Here is a 20483-nt window from a genome sequence, read left to right as displayed (position 1 = left end):
CGTGGCCGGGCATGAGTGGCGATCTTCCGGAAAGGGGCACAGGGGATTCGCGAGGAGTTGACGCCGTGCCTGCTGCCGAGGTTTCTTCCGGGCCTGCTGCCGCCCCCCTGACGTGGTTGTATGTGCCCGCCGATCGCCCCGACCGGATCGGCAAGGCCCTCGGCGGCGAGGCCGACATGGTCGTCGTGGACCTGGAGGACGCGGTCGCACCGGAGAACAAGGGCGTCGCCCGGGCCGGGGTCGTCGCCCTGCTGGCCACGCCGCAGCCGCGGGTGGAGGTCCGCGTCAACGACGTCCGCACGCCGTACGGCCAGGCCGACCTGCACGCGCTCGGAACGCTGCTGCACGGCGGCGGTGGCCTGCGCATCCCCAAGGTGGAGTCGGCCGACGAGGTCCGCTGGATCGCCGACGCGGTGCCGGGCGTGCCGCTGCGCCCGATCATCGAGTCGGCCCTCGGGCTGGAGCGCGCCTTCGAGATCGCCACCGCCTCGCCGGCCGTCGCCGGGATCGGCCTGGGCGAGGCCGACCTGCGCGCCGACCTCGGCGTGACCGACGAGGCCGGCCTGGCCTGGGCGCGTTCGCGTATCGTCGTCGCGGCCCGGGCGGCGGGGCTGCCGGCCCCGGCTCAGTCCGTGTACACGAACGTCCGCGACCTCGACGGCCTGGCCGCGTCCTGCGCCGCGGGCAGGGCCATGGGCTTTCGCGGCCGGGCGGCCATCCACCCCATCCAGCTTCCGGTGATCGCGGCGGCCTACCGCCCCACCAGGGAGGAGATCGTGGCCGCCCTGGAGGTCGTCTCCGCCGCCGACCAGGGCGCGGTCGCCCTCGCCGACGGCCGCTTCGTCGACGAGGCCGTCGTCCGCCAGGCCCGTCGCCTCCTCGGCGACGCCGGCGACCGCTGACATGCTTCACGCCGTACGCCGCGCGACGAACACGAACTCGCGGCCCGGGCGATCGGGGGCGTCCCGCACGTCCAGCACGCGATAGCCGTTCGCGGCCAGGCTCGTCTCCACCTCGTCCCGGTCGCGGAACCGGAGGGTCGAGTCCGACGCGACGACCGTGCCGTCCGCAAGGAAGGTGTAGGTGTAGCGGAAGGACACCAGCGGCGGGCTCACGTCGGTGACCTCGAGGCGCCGCTCCACGACCCCGGCCTCCGGAAGGTCGAGGACGACCGGATCGGGGTCGGAGGCCCACTCCTCCCACGCCCGGCGTTCGGGACGCCTGGTCTCGAAGACGAGGTGCCCCCGGGGACGAAGCGCGCCGTGGATGCCCCGGAGAGTCCGCGTCCACTCGTCGTCGGTGAGGAAGACCTGCGCCACGTTTCCCGTCATCACGGCGAGGTCGGCGCCGAACGCCGGGAGCGTGGTGGCATCGCCGTGGACCCAGGTGATGCCTCCGGTCCGATCCTTGGACCGGGCGACCCGCAGCGACGCCTCGGCGGGATCGACGCCCATGACCGTGCGTCCGCCGCCGGCGAGCAGGACCGCCAGGGACCCCGTTCCGCAGCCGACGTCGAGCACGCGGTCCGCGCCCAGTTCGTCGGCGATGTCGAGGTAGGCGCCCAGGTCGTCGCGGTCACCGTCGAAGGCGTCATAGACGGCGGCCAGGCGAGGGTGGGCGAAGATCGGGTCAGGCACTTCGCGACCATATCCCGCGAGCCGCGCGCCGCCACGCCCGGAGGGCGATCAGTCTCCCGAGGGGAGGGGACCGAGGTCGCGGACGACCGCGGCCAGGGCCCGGACGAGCTCGTTCTCCGTCTCGCTGCGCCACACCAGCGCGTACGGCAGCGGCCCCATGTCGGTGACCGGTAGGCGATGTCCGGCCTCACCCAGTAGCGGCTCATGTGGGCGGGAAAGAGCACGACAAGCCCGGACATGCTGGCGAAAGTGATGGCCTCTTCCGCGTCTCGCACCACGGGGCCACGTTCGATCGGGCGGCCACGGCGGGGCTGGCGCGGAGCATAGGCGTCGTACCAGTAGTCGGGCCCGGTGTCGGCATGCGGATGCTGGAAATCGGCGACCATCTCCAGCGAGACCGACGTGTGCAGGGCGAGCTCGTGATCGGTGGCGACGGCCAGCACCCGAGGCTCGGCGAACAGGATCGGTCCGACGGTAAGGTCGGGCTCGTCGAGAGGTAGCCAGCTGACCAGGACGTCGACGTCCCCGCGGCGCAGCGCGGCGAAGGCGTCGCTGAACTGTGTGCTCTGGATGCGCAGCCGCCACTGCGGGTGACGGTGGCGGAAGACCTCCCAGTAGTGGCGCAGGTCGTAGGCGTTGAGGGGCATCATGCCGACGCGCAGCGTGCCGGTGATGCCCTGGCCGGCCATCCGGGCGCGCTGCACGCTGCCTGCAGCCCGGCGTAGAGAGGCTGGAGGTCGTCGCGGAGCTGCCGCCCGACCGGCGTCAGCCGTACCGCGCGATTGTTGCGTTCGAACAGCGGGGCGCCGATCTGCCGCTCCTGCTTCTGGATCGCCTGGGTGACGCGGGCGGGCGACAGGCCGAGCCGGGCGGCGGTGCGGCCGAAGTGCAGTTCGTCGGCCAGGGTCAGGAAGATCTCGATGTCGGCGGGCCCGCGTGATCGCTCATGTGGCCGGCCGCCCGCTTGTTTCTTTGGAGCGGTACGCGAGTTCGTCCGGCGGGTCCGGGTGCCGGGCGCTCCGGGCGGCCTGGTTCTGCCGCCACTCCTGGATGACCCGCCGGAAGGCCTCGCTCACGAGGACAAGGAGTTCGGCGGAGGACTCGAATCGGGAACCCGCGGGGGTCGTGGCCCCGAGAATCTCCGCTCCGCGCTGTGACGCGGCCGCCAGGGCCTCGTTCATCTGCAGAGACGCGAGCATCGATCGGATCCAGATCTCGTCGTCGATGACGTAGCGTTCGCGTCGCGTGCCGGGAACCCGTTCCCGCCTGAGCATTCCCTGCTGTTCGAGGAAGGCGACGGCGTGCGAGACCGACGCGGGGCTGACGCGAAGCCGCTGGACCAGTTCGGCGGCGGTGAGAGCGCCGGAGTCGGTGACGTACAGGCAGGCCAGCACTCTGGCCTCCATCCGGGGCATGCCCTGCTGGACCAGGAGAGCGATGAAGGACTCCGTGAAGTCCTCGACGGCTCGGGGGTCACGCCCGTGGCCGCCGTCGGGGGCCGGCGGGGCGGGAGGCCGAGCCTGCCCGTGCCGGCGCGCACGATGCCGCGTGGCTTCGTGCGCCCGGTCCGCCCCGTAATCGTCGGGTCCGCCGTTGCGGGTGACCTCCCGCATGATGGTCGAGGCGGGCCGCCCCAGACGCCGGCCGATCTCCGCGTATCCGAGCCCCTCGGCCAGCCCTGCGGCGATGTGCTGACGGTCCTCGCTGGTGAGTCTGCCTCCGGGCATCGGTGCTCGTCTCCTGTCTGCCGACATGCGCGGAGCCCTCCGCCCGCACACCCGCTGCACAGTATGCATTCACTCGGATCTCATTGCAATGCACGGCCCGATCGTCCATTGCGTTCAGCTTCACATTCATTGCAAAGCATGCTCTGTCATCCTGATGTACTAGGCGGAAAGCCGTTCTTTGTCTGTTGACTGTTTTCTGAACGCAATGTACTGTCATGAACGTTCAGGGATTTCCGAACACCGAAGACTATGCGTGAGGGGATTCATGATGAACACGAGCGGCTTCTCCCCGGCAGGGCTGCGCAGGGTGCGCGAGGTGCTGCACCGGTATGTCGATTCCGGGAAGATCCCCGGGCTGGTCGCCCTGTTCAGCCGGGGCGACGAGACACACGTCGAAGCGATCGGGACGATGCGTCATGACGGTGGCGCGCCGATGCGCCGGGACACGATCTTCCGGATGGCCTCCACGTCGAAGCCGGTCACGATCGCGGCGGCGATGGTCCTGCTCGACGAGTGCCGGCTGCGCCTGGACGACCCCGTGGACCCGTGGCTGCCCGAGCTCGCCGACCGGCGGGTGCTGAAGCGGTTCGACGGCCCGCTGGACGACACCGTGCCGGCGCGGCGGCCGATCACCGTCCGGGACGTGCTGACCTCCACGTTCGGGCTCGGCATGGACATGACGTCGCTGGGCACTCCGATCATGAACGCGGTCTTCGAGCGGGGGCTCACGCCCAACCTGCCGGTGCCGATGCCCGAGCCGGACGAGTGGATGCGCCGCCTGGGCGAGCTTCCGCTGATGCACCAGCCCGGAGAGCGCTGGCAGTACCAGATCAGCAGCGACCTGGTCGGTGTGCTCGTCTCCCGGGTCACGGGCCAGTCGTTCGAGGAGTTCCTGCGCGAGCGCGTCTTCGGGCCGCTGGGGATGACCGACACCGGCTTCCACGTGCCCGCCGACCAGATCCACCGGCTGCCGCCCCTGTACGCCCCCGACCCGCAGACCGGCGAGTTCCTCGTCTGGGACGAGGCCGAAGGCGGGCGCCACAGCAAGCCTCCGGCGTTCCAGGGCGGCGGCGGCGGGCTGAACTCCACCGCCGACGACTACCACGCCTACTTCCGGATGCTGCTCGACGGCGGCGTGCACAAGGGCGAGCGAATCCTGTCGCGGCCCGCCGTCGAGCTGATGACCACCAACCGCCTCACGCCCGAGCAGCAGGCCGCCCGGCACGCGATGGCCGTCGACAACGTCCACATCTCCCACGGCCAGGGACAGCACGGTGGCTGGGGCTTCGGCATGGCGGTGCGCACCTACCGCGGGGACTACGCGCCGATCGGCCAGTTCGGCTGGGACGGCGGAAGCGGCACCGCGACCTACGCCGACCCGGCGAACCAGCTCACCGGAATCCTGCTCACCCAGGTCGGGGCGTCCACCCCGGACTCGATGCGGCTCATCCACGACTTCTGGACCACGCTCTACCAGGCGATCGACGCCTGACGCCGGGCCAGCCTCCCGGTAGGCCCGCCCTCGGCCCCTGGCGGGGCGTTCCACCATTCGCCCGTTCACCCGACCTCGGAACAGTTGTAAAGGATCACACCACCATGTCCGTCACCCTTACCGACCAGGACAAGATCACCCTGCGGACCGCCGCCTACGGCGCCGTCTCGCTGCTGGCCGCCGCCGACGCCGCCGGCAAGCCCCACAAGGTCGCCACCGAGGGCTCCATCGCCCTGGCCTCCGCGACCGGCGTGGTCGGTCACGTGCTCGCCGACAAGTCGACGGGCGTGAACCTGAACGGCAAGTCCGTCGCCGAACTCGCCGACCAGGTGCTGCCGGCCCTGACGGCGGCCATGAGCCTGCTCGGGAAGCAGGATCCGGCCGAGGCCGACAATTTCCGCAGCACCGTCAACGTCGCCGTCGAAGCAGCCGCCCGGGCCCACCAGGGGGAGCCCGGGCCCGTCATGGCGGAGATGGCCCGCAAGATCGCCCAAGCCCTCGACGCCGCTCCGGCTCAGTAGACAGGGCCGGGCACCGCCGAACGGGCCACGCCAAGCTCAGCGAGCTTGGCGTGGCCCGTTCGCATGCGCGGACGCCGGGCCGATCTCTCCGAGGGACGGAGCCGGCCGAGGAGGTGCCTGCTCGGCGGCGGGGCGGGCGTGTGGGGTCCGACGCCCGATTGCCATCACCCTACAAATTTGGTAGGAAATACCTGTGTATCCGGCATCGTGGTTGGTCCGGCGTCGGCACGTCGACCTGTGCCGTCTGAACGGCTCGGCCTGTCGCTCCTGAACCTCGACCTCCCGGTCGGCGCGGTCACCTTCGCCGGCCGTCCTCCCCTCCCGTTGTCCCGCCGTGCCCGCATTGGAGCGGCGCGGCCCGGCGCCCTCGCCTCCGGAGCGACCACTGTGACGTCATCCCCCTCCAGATCCGTCTCCGCCGATCCTCCCCCTCTCACTGGCGGCCCTCTCATGCCGGACGAGGTGCCCGAGCCCGCCGGCGCACCGCCCGCCGAAGGGGTGCGTACGGTCTCGACGCCGGGGCCGCGGGGTCGCAGGGCCCGCCGGATCGGTGTGCGGGTGCTGTCGCTGCTCGCCCTGCTCGGGCTGTGGCAGCTCGCGGCGGTCGCGGCGGGCAATCCGTCGTTCGTGCCCGCGCCCCGGGCCGTGTGGGACCAGCTCGTCCTGCTGTCCACCACCCACGAGGGCGTCCGCGGCTACGGCGGTCACCTGCTCGTGGAGCACCTGGGAATCAGCCTGCGCCGCATCCTCATCGGCTCGGCGCTCGGCGTGGCGGCGGGGCTCGTCCTCGGCGTGGTCCTGGGCACCGTGCCGTGGATCCGCCTCGTGGCCGAGCCGGTCGTGACGTTCGTACGGGCCCTGCCTCCGCTGGCGTACTTCAGCCTGCTCATCATCTGGTTCGGCATCGACGAGACGCCCAAGCTGTGGCTGCTCGCCATCGCCGCGCTCCCGCCGGTGGCCGTGGCCACCGCCGCGGCCGTCCACGGCGCGCCGACCGGCCTGGTGGAGGCGGCCCGGGCGCTGGGCGCCTCGCGATGGGACGTGATCAAGGATGTGGTGCTGCCCGCCGCGCTGCCGGAGATCTTCACCGGCGTCCGGCTGGCCGTCGGGGTCGCGTACTCCTCGGTCGTCGCGGCGGAGACCGTCAACGGCGTGCCCGGCATCGGGGGAATGGTCCGCGACGCCCAGCGCTACCTGCAGACCGACGTCGTGGTGCTCGGACTGCTCGCCATCGGGCTGTCCGGACTGCTGATCGACGGCCTGCTGCGCGTCGCGGAGAACCGGCTCATCCCCTGGCGCGGCCGCGTCTGAGCCCCTGCCAAGCCTCGTCGATCCCCCACTGCAAAAGGAACTCTCCGCCATGTCACGACCACGTCTCACGCGCCTGCTCCCCGTCGTCCTGGCCGCCGCGACGGCCGCCGTCCTGGCCGCGTGCGGCAACGGCACGGCCTCCGGCGGAGGCGGTGGCGGCGGTACGGCGGACCGCACCATCCGCGTCGCCTACCAGGCGTTCCCCAGCGGGGACCTCATCGTGAAGAACAAGGGATGGCTGGAACAGGCGCTGCCCGGCTACACGATCAAGTGGACCAAGTTCGACTCCGGCGCCAGCATCAATACCGCCTTCGTGGCCAAGAGCGTGGACATCGCGGCCATCGGGTCGAGCCCGGTCGCGCGCGGGCTGTCCGAGCCGCTGAACATCCCCTACCAGGTGGCGTTCGTGCTCGACGTGGCCGGTGACAACGAGGCCCTGGTCGCCCGCGACGGCACCGGCATCTCCTCGGTCGCGGACCTGCGCGGCAAGAAGGTGGCGACGCCGTTCGCCTCGACGTCCCACTACAGCCTGCTCGCCGCGCTCGACAAGGCGGGGGTGCCGGAGTCCGCGGTGAACCTGGTCGACCTGGAGCCGCAGGACATCCTGGCGTCCTGGACCCGCGGCGACATCGACGCCGCGTACGTCTGGCTGCCCACGCTGGACGAGATCAAGAAGACCGGCAAGACGCTCATCAGCAGCCGCGAGCTGGCGACCGCGGGCAAGCCGACCCTCGACCTGGGCGTGGTGTCCACCGCGTTCATCCAGGCGCACCCCGACGCGGTCGACGCCTGGCGCAAGGTCGAGGCCAGAGCGCTCGACCTGATCGCGGACGATCCCGACGCCGCGGCCCAGGCGGTGGGCGCGGAGCTCAACCTCGGCAAGGACGAGGCCAAGGCGCAGCTCAGCCAGGGCGTCTTCCTCAAGCCGGCCGATCTGGCCTCTCCCGAGTGGCTCGGCACCCCGGACAAGGTCGGCGGCCTGGCGCAGAACCTGGTGAGCGCGGCGCAGTTCCTCAAGGATCAGCAGAAGATCGACGCGGTGCCCGACCTCGCCACGGTGGAGCGGGCGATCTACACCAAGGGGCTTCCCGGTGCCCTCACGTCCTGACCCGGCCGCCGCCCCGGCCACGGCGGACGAGGACGTCGCCGCCGTCCACCTGCACGAGGTCGAACACGTCTACGGCGGCGCGGGAGGTCCGGTCGCCGCCCTGGGGCCGATCTCCCTGACCGTCCCTCCCGGCACGTTCCTCGTGCTCGTCGGGGCGTCCGGATGCGGCAAGAGCACGTTGCTGCGCCTCGTCGCGGGCTTCGAGAGGCCCACCTCCGGCACCGTACGGATCCGTGCCGCCGAGCCCGTCCCGGGCGGGGGTGCCGAGCCCGTCCCGGGCAGGGGCGCCGGGATCGTCTTCCAGCAGCCGCGCCTGTTCCCGTGGAAGACCGTGGGCGGCAACGTCGAGCTGGCCCTGCGCTACGCCGGCGTGCCCCGTGCGGAACGCGCCCGCCGGGTGCCGGAGCTGCTGGAACGGGTGGGCCTGCACGACGTGGCGGACCGCCGGATCTGGCAGATCTCGGGAGGACAGCAGCAGCGCGTGGCGATCGCCAGGGCGCTCGCCGGCGACGATCCGCTGCTGCTGCTCGACGAGCCGTTCGCGGCCCTGGACGCGCTCACCCGCGAGCGTCTCCAGGAGGACCTGCGCCGGGTGAGCACGCAGACCGGCCGCACGTCGGTGTTCGTCACCCACAGTGTCGAGGAGGCCGTGTTCCTCGGCAGCCGTGTCGTCGTGCTCACCCGCAGACCGGGCCGGATCGCGCTCGACCTGGACGTCGACCTCCCGCGCACCGGGGTGGGACCGGACGAACTGCGCGCCCTTCCCGAGTACGCCGCGCTCCGCGCCGAGGTCGGCCACGCCGTACGCGCCGCCGCCGCGTGAAGCACCGCACCAACCACGAGGAGAGTGAGATGACCACACCGACCGCCGTGAAGCTGGACCTGCGGCCCCTCGGGCCCCACTTCGGCGCCGAGGTCCAGGGACTGGATCTGGCGACCGCCACCGACGAGGAACTGGCCGCGGTGCGTGCCGCCCTGGTCGATCGGAAGGTGCTGTTCTTCCGCGAGCAGAGCCTGGACGACGACGGGCAGGTGGCGCTCGGCCGGCGTCTCGGCGAGCTGACCGCCTCCCACCCGGTCGTCGGGGGCGTCGACGAGGCGCATCCCGAGATCTACGCCCTCGACAGCGCCGACAACGGCTTCGCCGACGTCTGGCACACCGACGTCACGTTCATGCCCCGCCCGCCGCTCGGCTCCATCCTGCGCGCCGTGATCCTCCCGCCCACCGGCGGCGACACGAGCTGGGCCGACAGCCAGCTCGCCTACGACTCGCTGTCCGCCCCCGTGAAGGAGCTGGCCGACCAGCTCACCGCGGTCCACGACGGCAACCGCGAGTTCGGTTACTACCTGGCCCAGCGCCGCGCCGGCAAGGGCAACGTCTGGGACGGCGAGATCGTCACCCGGCTGGAGCCGGTGGAGCACCCCGTGGTCCGCGTCCACCCCGAGACCGGCCGCAAGGGGATCTTCGTCAACCCCGGGTTCACCTCCCACATCGTCGGCGTTTCCGAGGCCGAGAGCCGGGCCATCCTGGACCTGCTCTACGCCCACCTCACCAAGCCCGAGCACATCGTGCGTCATCGCTGGAGGGTCGGCGACGTCGCGATGTGGGACAACCGGAGCACCGCCCACTACGCCAACCGCGATTACGGTGACGCGCACCGCGTGATGCACCGCATCACCCTCCGCGGCGACCGCCCCTTCGGCCCCGGCCGTACGGACGGGTGAGCGGGCGGCGGGACGCGATCGGCTCCGGCTCCGCAGGAGGCTCGGTGGCGGTTCCGGCTGTCCCGGCGATTCACGCCACGCCGACCCAGCGGTGATAGGCGTCCATGTCGACGTTGCTGCCGCACACGATGGTGACGACGTGCCGCCCGGCGAAGCGGTCGCGGTCTTCGAGGATCGCCGCGATGCCGAGCGCGGCCGACGGTTCGACGACGAGGCCGGCCTGGTGGAGGAGCAGCCGCATACCGGCGATGATCGATGCCTCCTGAACCAGGACGGCGTCGTCGGCGACCAGGAGGAGGTCGTCCAGGACGGCCGGGATGGGGTGCCGGCCGGCGACGCCGTCGGCGATGGTGGTGGTCGAGTCGGTGGTGACGACGCGCCGTTGGCGCCACGAGTGTGTCATCGCCGGTGCGCCCAGCGGCTGGACGCAGATCACCTCGACTTCGGGCGCGCAGGCCTTCACCACGTGACCCACACCGGTGGCCAGCGCCCCGCCGCCGAGAGCGATCAGGACGGCGTCGAACGACGGCACGGCGTTCACCAGTTCCAGGCCGATCGTCGCCGCGCCCTCGCAGGTCTCGATGTCCAGGCTGTCTTCGACCAGCCGGATGCCGTCGTGCCGTGCGACGGCCGCCGCCCGCTCGCGAGCCATGTCGAAGTCGCCGTCCACCAGCTCCAGCCTGGCGTCCAACGCGCGGATGCGATCGAGCTTGGCCGCGGGCGCGAAGCGGGATGCCACGACGGTGACGTCGAGCCCCCGGCCGCGACCGGACCACGCGAGGGCTTGGCCGAGGTTGCCCGCGCTGGCGCACACCACGTCTCGCGAGCCATTGCCGGCGAGCAGGCTCGCGACCACCTCGGTGCCGCGGGCCTTGAAGCTGCGGACCGGGTTCGCCGTTTCGAGCTTGATGCTCACCGCGCACCCGAGGCCGGGCTCCAGCGCCTCGCAGCGGTACAGCGGAGTGTCGAGAAAAATCGGGTCGATCATCCGGCGAGCCGCCCGGATCCGAGCAGTGTCGAGGCGCGTCTCCTGCACGGCACAGCAGCGTAGTGCCGCCGACGCTGTTCTGTTCGGGCGGACGCCCGGCGACCCTCGGCGTCGCGCTCATCAGCGAACCGCGCGGCGAAGGCACCCACCCTCCGGACGTGGCTGGTAGGCGTCAGGGGAGGACGGCGGGCCTGAGGGTCTGGGCGCACCGAGGGGGGCCTTGCGGCCGGCGTCGACGGCGTCGGTGAAGACGCCCTTCTCGCGGATCGAGTCGGCCTCCTCCAGGAGGTTCTCGAAGAAGGAGGGGCTGGCCAGGGCCCGGTAGGCGACGCCGGTGCCGGCGATGAGGTCGTCCATGGCGAGGGACGCGGTGACGAGTCCGGTGCGTCCGGCGAGCGGGGTGCCGCGGCCGAGCGCGGAGACGCCGACGACGTGGCCGACCACGCTCGGTCTCCACCCCCTCGGCATCCCCTCCCGCTGCCGCCACTGACCATCGGCATTGCCTGGCATCCCCGCCACGCGGCCGACGGAGGCCACCGCCGGCTCCGCGACGCCGTACGCGGGACTCTTCGCGCATCCGGAAGCCCGGCCGCCTGACGCGGACGGGCCTCCCGGCGCACATCCCGCCTTACCGCCGATCCCCCTCATCAGCACGCCTTGTGTGACCGGAGTCCCGTCGCGGCGCTGGTGAGCAGCATGTCCAGTGCGGTGGGGTAGGCGCTGTCGTTCATGTCGGCCACCAGCAGGGGCGCGACCGCCGCGATGTTGGGGTGGGTGGCGGGGGACAGGCGGGCATAGGTCGCCTGCCACATCTCCTCGTCCGCCCTGCGCGCCTGCTCCGGCAGCGCGAGGGACGCCGCGTCCAGCGCGGCGAACGCCAGCGTCATGTCGATGAAGGCGTGGTAGACGCGGACCGCCTCACGGTCGGGGAAACCGGCGCCCCGCAGCAGCCCGAGGATCGCCTCGTCGGCGGCGATCTCGTGGGATTTGCCGCTGATGCGGTTGGCGGTGAGCACCGCGGCCTGCGGGTGTTCGAGGTAGGCGGCATGGATGCGCAGGCCCAGCGCGCGAAGGTCGGCGCGCCAGTCGCCGGTGCCGTGCCAGCCGGCCATGGCCCGGCCGATGAGCATGTCGCCGATGGCCAGGGTCAGGTCGTCGATGCCGGCGAAGTAGCGGTAGAGCGTGCTGGGGTCGGCGCCCAGGGCGATGCCGAGCCGCCGTACGGTCAGTCCGGCGGAGCCGTGCTCGCGCAGCATGCGCAGCGCGGTCCGCACGATCAGGTCCTCCGAGAGAACGACTCCGTTCTTCGTCGGACGGCGCCGTCGGCGCGCCGACTCCGAGACCACCGGCTTGGGCATGGTGCGCTCCTTTCCGCCTGCTCCGGTTCCCGTGCACCTTATGCCAACACCATTGACGTTTCGTGTGGCGGTGACGTTGGATTTGGTGCACCAAAGCAGTCTTTGTCCCGAAAGGGCGGTTTTGTCATGCGTGTTCTGCTCGTCGGCGCCGGTGGGGTGGGTACGGCGATCACCCGGATCGCGGCCCGCCGCTCCTTCTTCGAGCACATGGTCGTCGCCGATTACGACCTGTCCCGCGCGGAGGCGGCGGTCGCCGCGCTGGGGGAGGCGGGCGCCCGCTTCAGCGCCCGGCGAGTGGACGCGAGCGACGAGGCCGCGGTGGTGGCACTGCTGGCCGAGCACCGCTGCGACGTCCTGCTCAACGCCACCGACCCGCGGTTCGTCATGCCGCTGTTCCGGGCGGCGCTGTCGGCCGGTGCGCACTACCTGGACATGGCGATGTCGCTGTCACGGCCGCATCCGGAGCGGCCGCACGAGGCGTGCGGGGTCAAGCTGGGGGACGCCCAGTTCGCGATGGCCGCCGAGTGGGAGAAGGCGGGCAGGCTCGCGCTGGTCGGCATCGGGGTGGAGCCGGGGCTGTCGGACGTCTTCGCCCGCTACGCCGCCGACGAACTGTTCGACCACATCGAGGAGATCGGCATCCGCGACGGCGCCGACCTCACCGTCGAGGGGTACGACTTCGCGCCCTCGTTCAGCATCTGGACCACGATCGAGGAGTGCCTCAACCCGCCGGTCGTCTACGAGGCAAGCCGGGGCTGGTTCACCACTCCGCCCTTCAGTGAGCCGGAGGTGTTCGACTTCCCCGAGGGCATCGGCCCGGTCGAGTGCGTCAACGTCGAGCACGAGGAGGTCCTGCTCGTGCCCCGCTGGATCGACGCCGAGCGGGTGACCTTCAAGTACGGGCTGGGCGCGGAGTTCATCGACACGCTGCGGACTTTGCACCTGCTGGGGCTGGACCGCACCGAGCCCGTCCAGGTCGCCGCCGGGGGCGGCGCCGCCGTCAAGGTGTCCCCGCGCGACGTGGTCGCGGCGTGCCTGCCCGACCCGGCCACCCTCGGGGATCGCATGCGCGGCAAGACGTGCGCCGGCACCTGGGTCAAGGGGGCCAAGGACGGCCGCCCGCGTGAGGTCTACCTCTACCACGTGGTCGACAACCAGTGGTCCATGCGCGAGTACGGCTCCCAGGCGGTGGTGTGGCAGACCGCCGTCAACCCGGTCGTGGCCCTCGAACTGATCGCCGCCGGCGTCTGGTCCGGCGCCGGCGTCCTGGGCCCCGAGGCCCTGCCGCCCCGGCCGTTCCTCGACCTGCTCACCGCGTACGGCGCCCCGTGGGGCATGCGGGAGCAGTAGGCGGCCTGTTCACGCTCCTGTCCTCAGCGCCCCTGCGCTGAGTTTCCCCCCGGGGGCGGACTCGTGGGGCTCTTGGGGCCGCCCCGCGCCTCGCCGCGCCGGCGCACTGCGGCCAGGACGACGGTCAGGACGAGCCCCACCAGGAGACAGGCCACCCCGGCCCAGAACCTCTGCCCGGGCAGATACCACTCCGGAGCGGGCTCCACCCCCTCGGGCGTGGAGATGGCGTACAGCGGCTTCGGCTCCACCCACGCCACAAGAGCGAGCACCCAGAAGACCGCGGCGCTCAGGAAGAAGATGACGGGGATCACGTACCACAAGACCCTCGATCGAGGCATGGGCCGCTGGGCGCGATATCCGGACACGATTGACGATAACCAGACAGGCGCGCGATCCACGCTTACCCGAAGGCGACGAGAGCGCGCCTGCGCGGCCATCGTCTTCTGCCGACGTTCAGCGGCCGAGGTGCCGGTCGAGGAAGTCGCGGACGGTCTCGGCGAGTTCGAGGCGGTGGTCGGACAGGGCGTGGTCGGTGACGAACACGCGGTGCTCCAGGCGCGGCACCGGATAAGCGGTGTAGGCGGCCACCACGGGATCGTGGTGCCGGGCGGCGGGGGTGACGGTGTCGCGCCCGGCCGTGCCGACGAGCAGGACCGGCCGGTCCGCGAGCTTCGGGGCGAGCGCGGACAGGCTCCACGCCTCGCCCGCCGCGACCATCTCGTCCACGAGCGCCGCGCCGCTGGTTCCCTTCAGGGGAAGCAGGTCGTCGCCGAACCCCTCGACGTACGCCGCCCGAAGCGCCGCGTCCTCCCGGCAGGCGACCGCGACAGAGCCGAAGTCGAACGCCGACACCGACGCGACGGCGCTGACGCCCGGATCGGCCGCCGCGGTCGTCAGCGCGGCGAAGCCGCCGAAGCTGTGCCCCGCCAGCGCCAGCCGGTCCGGGTCGAGGCGGTGCGCGGCGGCGAGACCCGGCTCACGTACGGCCGCCGCGACGCGGGCGGCGTCCTCCAGCGCGGTGGCCCACGACCAGGAGCCGCCGACGCCCCAGGACCCGCGGTAGTGGAAGACGAGGGCGGCGTACCCCGCACGGCGCAGATGCTGGGCCAGGTCGAAGTTGCGCTCGTGCCCGGGGAAGCCGTGCAGCAGCACGACGACCGGATGCGGTCCCGGCCCGGCCGGCAGGTGAAGGACGCCCAGCAGGGTCTCGCCGTCACTGTCGAAGGTCACGGCGGCGTTGGCCGCGGGAATCTCGGGGGTCATCCGTCCTCGCAGAGATCGAACCGATCGGTACGATCAAAGGCTACCGGATTCGCTCGTAGCGCTGCCGTCGGGGTGAAGCTCGTCAGCCGGAGGCGCAGGCGGTCGACGACACGCTGGAACTTCGCGCCAGGTTGAGGACCGAAGGGCCGTCACGCGGCTTCCGCGTTGAGGACGCGCCCCGCGGGCTCGCGGGTGTGGGCCCACGCGGGGAGCGCGGTCAACCCCGCGATGGCCAGCAGGACGGCGAGCGCGGCGGTGAGCAACCACGATCCCGGGGGCGTGACCGGCGCGGCGAAGAGCCAGTACAGGCCGAGCCCGGCCGGAATACCCGCCGCCACTCCGGGCACGGCGGGCAGGAGTTGCGTCACGCAGTGCGCGGCGACGACCTGGCCGGGGGTGGCGCCGAGGGTACGGGTGATGGTCAGAGCGCGCCGGGCCTGTACGGCGGTGCCCCAGCTGAGGAGCACGGTGTTGAGCGTGGACAGTGCCACCAGTGTGAAGGTGACGGCGAGCAGCACCTGCCCGGTCTGGTCGGTCCGCACCTGGATGGGGCCGAACCGCTTGAAGGCGGGGGCCGCGTCGAGCTCGGCGTGGAAGGTGAGCAGCGCGGTGACCATGATGGTGGTGGCGGCGGTGCCGGCGGAGGCCAGGACGGCGCGGCCGGGCCGGCGGGCGAGCAGCCGGACGCCGAGCAGCAGCGAGGTGGGCAGGTAGGCCGTGACAGCGTTCAGGCGCGGGTGCGGGTGGTGCGTGAGCGTGTGCGCCGGGTCGGCCAGGGCCTGGACGGTGCTCCTGCGGGCGGCGCACACGGCGGGACCGAGCGCACCGGTCACGGCGACCACGACGGCGAGGAAGACCGCGGCGGAGACGGTGCCGGCGTCCGGAGGGCCGACGGTGTCGAGCAGTCCGGCGCTGGGATCGACCACGTGGGGCGCGGCCAGCGTCCCGGCCGCCAGTCCGAGCGCGGTGGCCACGAAGGTCAGCAGCAGGTACTGCGCCAGCAGTACGGCGGTGACGGTGCCGGGGCCGGCGCCGACGGCCTTGAGCAGCGCGGCACGCCGGTTGTCGCGGGCGGCGCGTGCGGTGGCGAGCGCGGCGAGGGTGACGATCGCGGCTGCGGCGAGCAGCCAGCCGCCGACGATCAGGGCAGGCTGGGTGTTCCTGATCATGGCGGCGTCCGTTTCGAGGACGGTCTGCCAGTCGTGGGTGTTGACCCAGGAGTCGCCTCCGCGGTCGTCGGTGAACACGGTGTCGCTCCAACGGAGAGATTCCGTGGGGTCGGTCAGCTTCAGGTGGATCAGGTAGACGCCGGGGGTGTCGCCTGCCGCCACGCGGGCGTCGGCGGTGGTGAGCCAGATCCTGCCGCCGTAGTCGGACGGCCCGGGCCCTTGAGCCCAGTCGCTCCACGGATACACCGGGGTGGCCGCGCTGATCGCGATGCCGGCGACCGGATAGCCGCGCTTGCCGATGGTGACGCGGTCGCCGACGCGCACGCCGAGTGCCTGCGCGAAGCCGCGCTCGACCACCGCGCCGCCGGGACGCACCCAGGTCCCGGAGGTCACCAGCGGCCGGTCCAGGGCGGACGGTGAGCTGTCACGCCCCTCGACCGAGGAGTGCGCGGTCCGACCGTGTGCCCGGATGGTGGTGTCGAACGCGAAGACCGGGTCGGCCTGCGTGGCCACGCCGGGCGTGTCCGCGAGGCGTCCGGCCAGGCCGGACGGGTCCGTGGCCGTGGTGATGGCGGTGATGTCGGGGCCGGCGGTGGCCGCGCGGGTCTTCACGTACGCGGTGGCCAGGGCGTTGTCGGTCGCCAGTCCGAGGGTCAGGGAGGCGGTGGCGACGGTGACGGCGATCAGGAACACGAGGGCCTCGGCGGGGCGGCGGCGTAAGTCGTGCAGCATGAGACGCCACGTCAGCAGCACGTGTCCCACGGTCAGTCCTCCCAGCTCAGCAGCGCGCCGAGCCCTGTGCCGCCGCCGTGGCCGTGCCTCGTGCCGCGGCCGGTGCCGTCAAGGCGGGTGTCGTCGGCCAACGTCCCGTCGCGCATGGAGACGACGCGGTCCGCCGTGGCGGCGACCCGCTCGTCATGGGTGACCATGACCAGGGTCTGGCCGGCGGCGCGTAGCTCGTCGAAGAGCCGGAGGATGTCGTGGGTCGCGGCGCTGTCGAGGTTCCCGGTGGGCTCGTCGGCGAGGACGACCAGCGGATCGTTGGCCAGGGCGCGGGCGATGGCGACCCGCTGCCGCTGCCCGCCGGAGAGCTCGGAGGGCAGATGCCGGGCGCGGCCGGCGAGCCCGACCTGGTGGAGGAGTTCCGCGGCACGGTGGCGGGCGGCGCGCGGTGAGGCGCCGGCGAGCAGCGCGGGCAGCTCGACGTTCTGCGCCGCGCTCAGCTCGTGCATCAGGTGGTAGGCCTGGAAGACGAACCCCACGGCGCGGCGCCGCAGCCGGGCCAGCGCCCGCTCGCCGAGCTGGTCGATGCGACGGCCGCCGAGCCACACCTCGCCCTCGCTGGGCCGGTCGAGCCCGCCGAGGAGCTGGAGCAGCGTGGACTTGCCGCAGCCGCTGGGTCCGGTCACGGCGAGCGTCTGCCCGGCGGGAACATCGAGGTCGACCCCGTCGACGGCCCACACCAGGCTCTCGTCCTCCCCGTACATGCGCGTCAGGCCGACCGCCCGCAGCGCCGGGCCGGCCGCCTCGGCGGGCCGGTGGCCGGCCGGTCCCGAGCCCGGGCTGTCGTCCGTGTCACTCCGCAACGACCGGCCCATGACCCGCGGCACGACTGTCTTCATCCTTTTCCTTCGCCTTCCCCGCGTGGGGCGCGGGCGGACCAGGCCCGCTCGCACGCCTCCAACCAGCGCAGATCGGCCTGCAGCCGGAGCGCGATGCCCTCCAGAAGCAGTCCGGCCTCCGAGTCCGTGTCGTGAGCAAGGGCGGCGTGCTGGGCCTCGGCGAGGCTGCGCATCAGCTCCCGCCGCCGCGCGTCCACGAGTGCGAGCGGATCGGCCAGACCAGACTCCGCGGCGGCCACCAGCTTCAGATGGAACTCCGCCACATCCGCTCTGGGCCCGGCGCTCTCGGCCATCCACACGGCCACCCGCTCCTGCCCGGCCGCGGTCAGCGCGTACACCTTGCGCCGCGGGCCGCGCACCGGCGCGTCCTCACGCTCCTGGACGACCAGGCCCGACTTCTCGAGCCGGGTGAGCGTCACGTAGATCTGCCCCGCGTTCAGCGTCTCCCCCAGCGGTCCGAGCGCAGCCGCCAACCGCTGGCGCAGGTCGTACCCGTGCGACGGCTCCTTGGTCAGCAGCGCCAGCACCACGTCCTGCACGGACCACCCTCCTCTGCGACCCCTCAATAGATAGCGGTTAGCTAAAAGGGCGTCAATCCGGTCCGTGAACCCCATCCGCGGCCGGGGAGGCGCACCGGGAACGGCCCCGTCCGCGCCGAGGCGCGGGCGGGGCCGCGATGAGGTGCCTACCGTGTCAGGCCCGGCGCGGAACCGGCCACCTGGGCGTAGCCCGCGGGGCGGCTGGTGAACGAGCCCCTTCCCTGGGTCCGGCCGCGCAGCCGGGTCGCGTACCCGAACAGCTCGGCCAGCGGCACGGTCGCGGTGACCACGACGGTGCCCGCCCGCGCCACCGAACCGGTGACCCGGCCACGTCTGGCCGCGAGGTCGCCCAGCACCCCGCCGACGGCGTCCTCGGGCACGGTGACCGTGACCTCGGCCAGCGGTTCCAGCAGAGCCATCTCACCGGCACGCAGCGCCTCGCGCAGGGCGAGCCGCCCGGCCGTGCGGAACGCCATCTCCGAGGAGTCCTTCGGGTGGGTCGCGCCGTCGGTCAGTGTGACCCGCAGGCCGGTCACCGGATGACCTCCGAGCGGGCCCTCGGCGAGGGCGTCCCGGCAGCCGGCCTCCACCGCCCCGACGTATTCGCGCGGCACCCGGCCCCCGGTGACCGTGGACCGGAACACGAGGCCCGCGTCGTGCTCCAGCGGCTCCACGTCCAGCACGACGTGCGCGAACTGCCCGGCGCCGCCGTCCTGCTTGACGTGCCGGTACAGGAGCCCGGACACCCCGCGGACGACCGTCTCCCGGTAGGCGACCCGGGGCCGTCCGACGGCGACGTCGAGCCCGTGGGCGCGGCGGAGCTTCTCCACCGCGACCTCCAGGTGCAACTCGCCCATCCCCGACAGCAGCGTCTGGCCGGTCTCGGCATCGGCGCGGACCGACAGCGAGGGGTCCTCGTCGGACATCCGGGCCAGCGCGGTCGCGAGCCGGTCGGCGTCGCCGCTCCCGCGCGGCTCGACGGCCACGGAGACCACCGGCGAGGCCGTGACCGGCGGCTCGAGGACCAGCGGCGCCCCGGGGGCGCAGAGGGTCGCTCCGGCGCGGGCCGCCTTGACCCCGGCCACCGCGACGATGTCCCCGGCCGTGGCGCGGTCCGTCTCGGTGTGCCGGTCGGCCTGCACCCGGAGGATGCGTCCGATCCGCTCGGTGCGCCGGGCGCCGGCGTCCAGCACGACGTCTCCTCTCCTGATCGTCCCCGAGTACACCCGCAGGTAGGTCAGCCGCCCGGTGGGGGCGGCGTGCACCTTGAAGACCAGCGCGGCGAACGGCGCCGCCGGGTCGGCGGGCCGCTCCTGCTCGGCCCCGTCCCACGCGGCGCGTACGGGCGGCACGTCGGGCGGTGCGGGCAGGTAGGCGACGACGGCGTCCAGCAGCGGCTCGACGCCCCGGTTGCGGTACGCCGACCCGCACAGAACCACCACGGCCTCACCCCGCAGGGTCAGGTCGCGCAGGGCGGCGGTCAGAGTCGTTGCCGAGATCTCCGGCCGGGCGCAGAACTCCTCCAGCGCCGCCGGATGGAGCTCGGCCACCGTCTCCTCGAGCAGGCGGCGGCGCCGGCGGGCCTCGTCCCCGAGAGCCTCCGGCACCGGCCCCTCCGTGACCGTGTCACGGCCGGCGTCCCACACCAGCGACCGCATCCGCAGCAGGTCCACCACGCCGGTGATCCCGTCCTCCCGCCCGATGGGCAGCTGGACGACCAGCGGGGTGACCCGCAGCCGCTCGCGGATCGAGCCGGCCGCCGTGTCGAGGTCGGCCCCGGCGCGGTCCATCTTGTTGACGAACGCGATGCGCGGCACGCCGTACCGGTCGGCCTGCCGCCATACCGACTCGCTCTGCGGCTCCACGCCGGCGACGGCGTCGAACACCGCGACCGCCCCGTCGAGCACCCGCAGCGACCGCTCCACCTCGTCGGAGAAGTCCACGTGACCCGGGGTGTCGATCAGGTTGATCCGGTGGCCGTCCCACAGGCAGCTCACGGCCGCGGCGAAGATGGTGATCCCACGGTCGCGCTCCAGGGGGTCGAAATCGGTGACGGTGGTGCCCTCGTGCACCTCGCCGCGCCGGTGGACGGCGCCGGTGAGGTAGAGGATCCGTTCGGTGACGGTGGTCTTGCCCGCGTCGACGTGGGCGAGGATGCCCAGGTTGCGGATGCCGGTCGGCGGGACGAGGTGATCGCGGTTCAGGTCGGCGCGCATGGCCATGCCCTTCGGGAAGGTTCCTACGGTGGCGGGCGCGATTGGCCTGACGAGACGGACCGGCCGGATTCGGGCCGGACGCGACCCCTGGGGCGGACACCATGACTGGACCGCGGAGACCGGTGGGAAACCACCCGCGGGGCACGCGGAGTCGGAACGCGGGCCTACACGCGGTCCCGGGGCGGCCTCAGGGTGGCCTCAGGGCGGCACAGCGTGGGCACAGGGCAGGCACAGTGCGGCCACAGTGCGGCCACAGTGCGGCCACAGTGCGGCCACAGTGCGGCCACAGTGCGGCCACAGTGCGGCCACAGTGCGGCCACAGTGCGGCCACAGTGCGGCCACAGTGCGGCCACAAGGGCGGCTCCAGTGGGGCCCGGTGCCCGCTCAGTCCTGACCAGGGGCGCGGGGTTCGTCAGGAACGTCCGGTGGCGGCCGCGCGGCCGCCACCGGGGAGCGA

21 protein-coding genes and 1 pseudogene are annotated in these 20483 nt (G+C 72.7%); 9 read left to right on the top strand and 13 right to left on the bottom strand.

Features of this window, described 5'->3' with window-relative positions:
- Positions 1–122: 122 nt before the first annotated feature.
- Positions 123–902 carry an HpcH/HpaI aldolase/citrate lyase family protein gene (locus IL992_RS10625; RefSeq protein ID WP_319018468.1) on the top strand — a complete coding sequence of 260 codons (780 nt, stop codon included), beginning with the start codon at positions 123–125 and terminating at the stop codon, positions 900–902.
- A gap of 6 nt (positions 903–908) precedes the next feature.
- Here IL992_RS10625 and IL992_RS10620 read toward each other — a convergent pair whose 3' ends face one another.
- The 4 genes and pseudogenes from IL992_RS10620 to IL992_RS10610 form a co-directional block, all read right to left on the bottom strand.
- A complete protein-coding gene (locus tag IL992_RS10620) occupies positions 909–1637 on the bottom strand; it encodes a class I SAM-dependent methyltransferase (RefSeq protein ID WP_193203160.1) in 729 nt (242 codons plus the stop codon).
- A 203-nt stretch (positions 1638–1840) separates the two neighbouring features.
- Positions 1841–2284 (bottom strand): annotated as a pseudogene (locus IL992_RS46015) (substrate-binding domain-containing protein); the annotation flags it as partial.
- The gene (locus tag IL992_RS46010) at positions 2284–2529 is read right to left on the bottom strand and encodes a helix-turn-helix domain-containing protein (protein ID WP_264294972.1); all 246 of its coding nucleotides are present in this window, start codon (positions 2527–2529) and stop codon (positions 2284–2286) included. The pseudogene IL992_RS46015 and the gene IL992_RS46010, both read right to left, overlap by 1 nt.
- Before the next feature lie 52 nt (positions 2530–2581).
- Positions 2582–3364 carry a GbsR/MarR family transcriptional regulator gene (locus tag IL992_RS10610; protein ID WP_193203159.1) on the bottom strand — a complete coding sequence of 261 codons (783 nt, stop codon included), beginning with the start codon at positions 3362–3364 and terminating at the stop codon, positions 2582–2584.
- A gap of 265 nt (positions 3365–3629) precedes the next feature.
- On the opposite strand from IL992_RS10610, the gene IL992_RS10605 reads away from it, so the two are divergent.
- The 7 genes from IL992_RS10605 to IL992_RS10580 all read left to right on the top strand — a co-directional run bounded on the left by IL992_RS10605 (position 3630) and on the right by IL992_RS10580 (position 9521).
- Positions 3630–4856 (top strand): serine hydrolase domain-containing protein, encoded by a 1227-nt coding sequence (locus IL992_RS10605; protein ID WP_193203158.1) that lies wholly within the window; start codon positions 3630–3632, stop codon positions 4854–4856.
- A gap of 104 nt (positions 4857–4960) precedes the next feature.
- Complete coding sequence (locus IL992_RS10600) at positions 4961–5377, top strand: hypothetical protein (protein ID WP_193203157.1); 417 nt, start codon at positions 4961–4963, stop codon at positions 5375–5377.
- A gap of 193 nt (positions 5378–5570) precedes the next feature.
- Positions 5571–5648: a putative leader peptide gene (locus tag IL992_RS48900; protein ID WP_404804747.1), complete on the top strand. Its 78-nt coding sequence runs from the start codon at positions 5571–5573 to the stop codon at positions 5646–5648.
- Between the two features lie 179 nt (positions 5649–5827).
- Positions 5828–6688 (top strand): ABC transporter permease, encoded by an 861-nt coding sequence (locus IL992_RS10595; protein WP_193203156.1) that lies wholly within the window; start codon positions 5828–5830, stop codon positions 6686–6688.
- Positions 6689–6737: 49 nt separating this feature from the next.
- Positions 6738–7796 carry a taurine ABC transporter substrate-binding protein gene (locus tag IL992_RS10590; protein WP_193203155.1) on the top strand — a complete coding sequence of 353 codons (1059 nt, stop codon included), beginning with the start codon at positions 6738–6740 and terminating at the stop codon, positions 7794–7796.
- Complete coding sequence (locus IL992_RS10585; protein WP_193203154.1) at positions 7780–8619, top strand: ABC transporter ATP-binding protein; 840 nt, start codon at positions 7780–7782, stop codon at positions 8617–8619. Before IL992_RS10590 ends, IL992_RS10585 begins: the two co-directional genes overlap by 17 nt.
- A 29-nt stretch (positions 8620–8648) precedes the next feature.
- Positions 8649–9521: a TauD/TfdA dioxygenase family protein gene (locus IL992_RS10580; protein ID WP_193203153.1), complete on the top strand. Its 873-nt coding sequence runs from the start codon at positions 8649–8651 to the stop codon at positions 9519–9521.
- 70 nt (positions 9522–9591) lie between these two features.
- Here the strand turns inward: IL992_RS10580 and IL992_RS10575 are convergent, their stop codons facing one another.
- From IL992_RS10575 to IL992_RS10565, 3 genes are all read right to left on the bottom strand, one after another.
- The gene (locus IL992_RS10575) at positions 9592–10557 is read right to left on the bottom strand and encodes a threonine ammonia-lyase (RefSeq protein ID WP_193203152.1); all 966 of its coding nucleotides are present in this window, start codon (positions 10555–10557) and stop codon (positions 9592–9594) included.
- Positions 10558–10629: 72 nt separating this feature from the next.
- Positions 10630–10953 carry a Rossmann-fold NAD(P)-binding domain-containing protein gene (locus IL992_RS10570; RefSeq protein ID WP_226872702.1) on the bottom strand — a complete coding sequence of 108 codons (324 nt, stop codon included), beginning with the start codon at positions 10951–10953 and terminating at the stop codon, positions 10630–10632.
- Between the two features lie 203 nt (positions 10954–11156).
- Positions 11157–11867 carry a TetR/AcrR family transcriptional regulator gene (locus IL992_RS10565; protein ID WP_193203151.1) on the bottom strand — a complete coding sequence of 237 codons (711 nt, stop codon included), beginning with the start codon at positions 11865–11867 and terminating at the stop codon, positions 11157–11159.
- A gap of 126 nt (positions 11868–11993) precedes the next feature.
- On the opposite strand from IL992_RS10565, the gene IL992_RS10560 reads away from it, so the two are divergent.
- Positions 11994–13217 carry a saccharopine dehydrogenase family protein gene (locus tag IL992_RS10560; RefSeq protein WP_193203150.1) on the top strand — a complete coding sequence of 408 codons (1224 nt, stop codon included), beginning with the start codon at positions 11994–11996 and terminating at the stop codon, positions 13215–13217.
- A gap of 23 nt (positions 13218–13240) precedes the next feature.
- Here the strand turns inward: IL992_RS10560 and IL992_RS10555 are convergent, their stop codons facing one another.
- The 6 genes from IL992_RS10555 to fusA all read right to left on the bottom strand — a co-directional run bounded on the left by IL992_RS10555 (position 13241) and on the right by fusA (position 20026).
- Positions 13241–13528, bottom strand: a complete 288-nt coding sequence (locus tag IL992_RS10555; protein WP_193203149.1) for a hypothetical protein — start codon at positions 13526–13528, stop codon at positions 13241–13243.
- A 142-nt stretch (positions 13529–13670) separates the two neighbouring features.
- Entirely contained in the window at positions 13671–14480 is an 810-nt protein-coding gene (locus IL992_RS10550) for an alpha/beta hydrolase family protein (protein ID WP_193203148.1), read from the bottom strand.
- Between the two features lie 149 nt (positions 14481–14629).
- Entirely contained in the window at positions 14630–16411 is a 1782-nt protein-coding gene (locus IL992_RS10545; RefSeq protein WP_193203147.1) for an ABC transporter permease, read from the bottom strand.
- Positions 16412–16413: 2 nt separating this feature from the next.
- A complete protein-coding gene (locus tag IL992_RS10540; RefSeq protein ID WP_226872744.1) occupies positions 16414–17136 on the bottom strand; it encodes an ABC transporter ATP-binding protein in 723 nt (240 codons plus the stop codon).
- A gap of 131 nt (positions 17137–17267) precedes the next feature.
- On the bottom strand, positions 17268–17810 hold the full coding sequence (locus IL992_RS10535; protein WP_193203146.1) for a PadR family transcriptional regulator: 543 nt from the start codon (positions 17808–17810) through the stop codon (positions 17268–17270).
- Positions 17811–17956: 146 nt separating this feature from the next.
- Positions 17957–20026 carry an elongation factor G gene (gene fusA / locus IL992_RS10530; RefSeq protein ID WP_193203145.1) on the bottom strand — a complete coding sequence of 690 codons (2070 nt, stop codon included), beginning with the start codon at positions 20024–20026 and terminating at the stop codon, positions 17957–17959.
- Positions 20027–20483 lie beyond the last annotated feature (457 nt).

The organism is Microbispora sitophila (assembly GCF_014892245.1).
Taxonomy (GTDB): domain Bacteria; phylum Actinomycetota; class Actinomycetes; order Streptosporangiales; family Streptosporangiaceae; genus Microbispora; species Microbispora siamensis.
The sequence above is the reverse complement of the archived record's forward strand: the minus strand, read 5'-3'. Positions and strand labels throughout refer to the sequence as shown.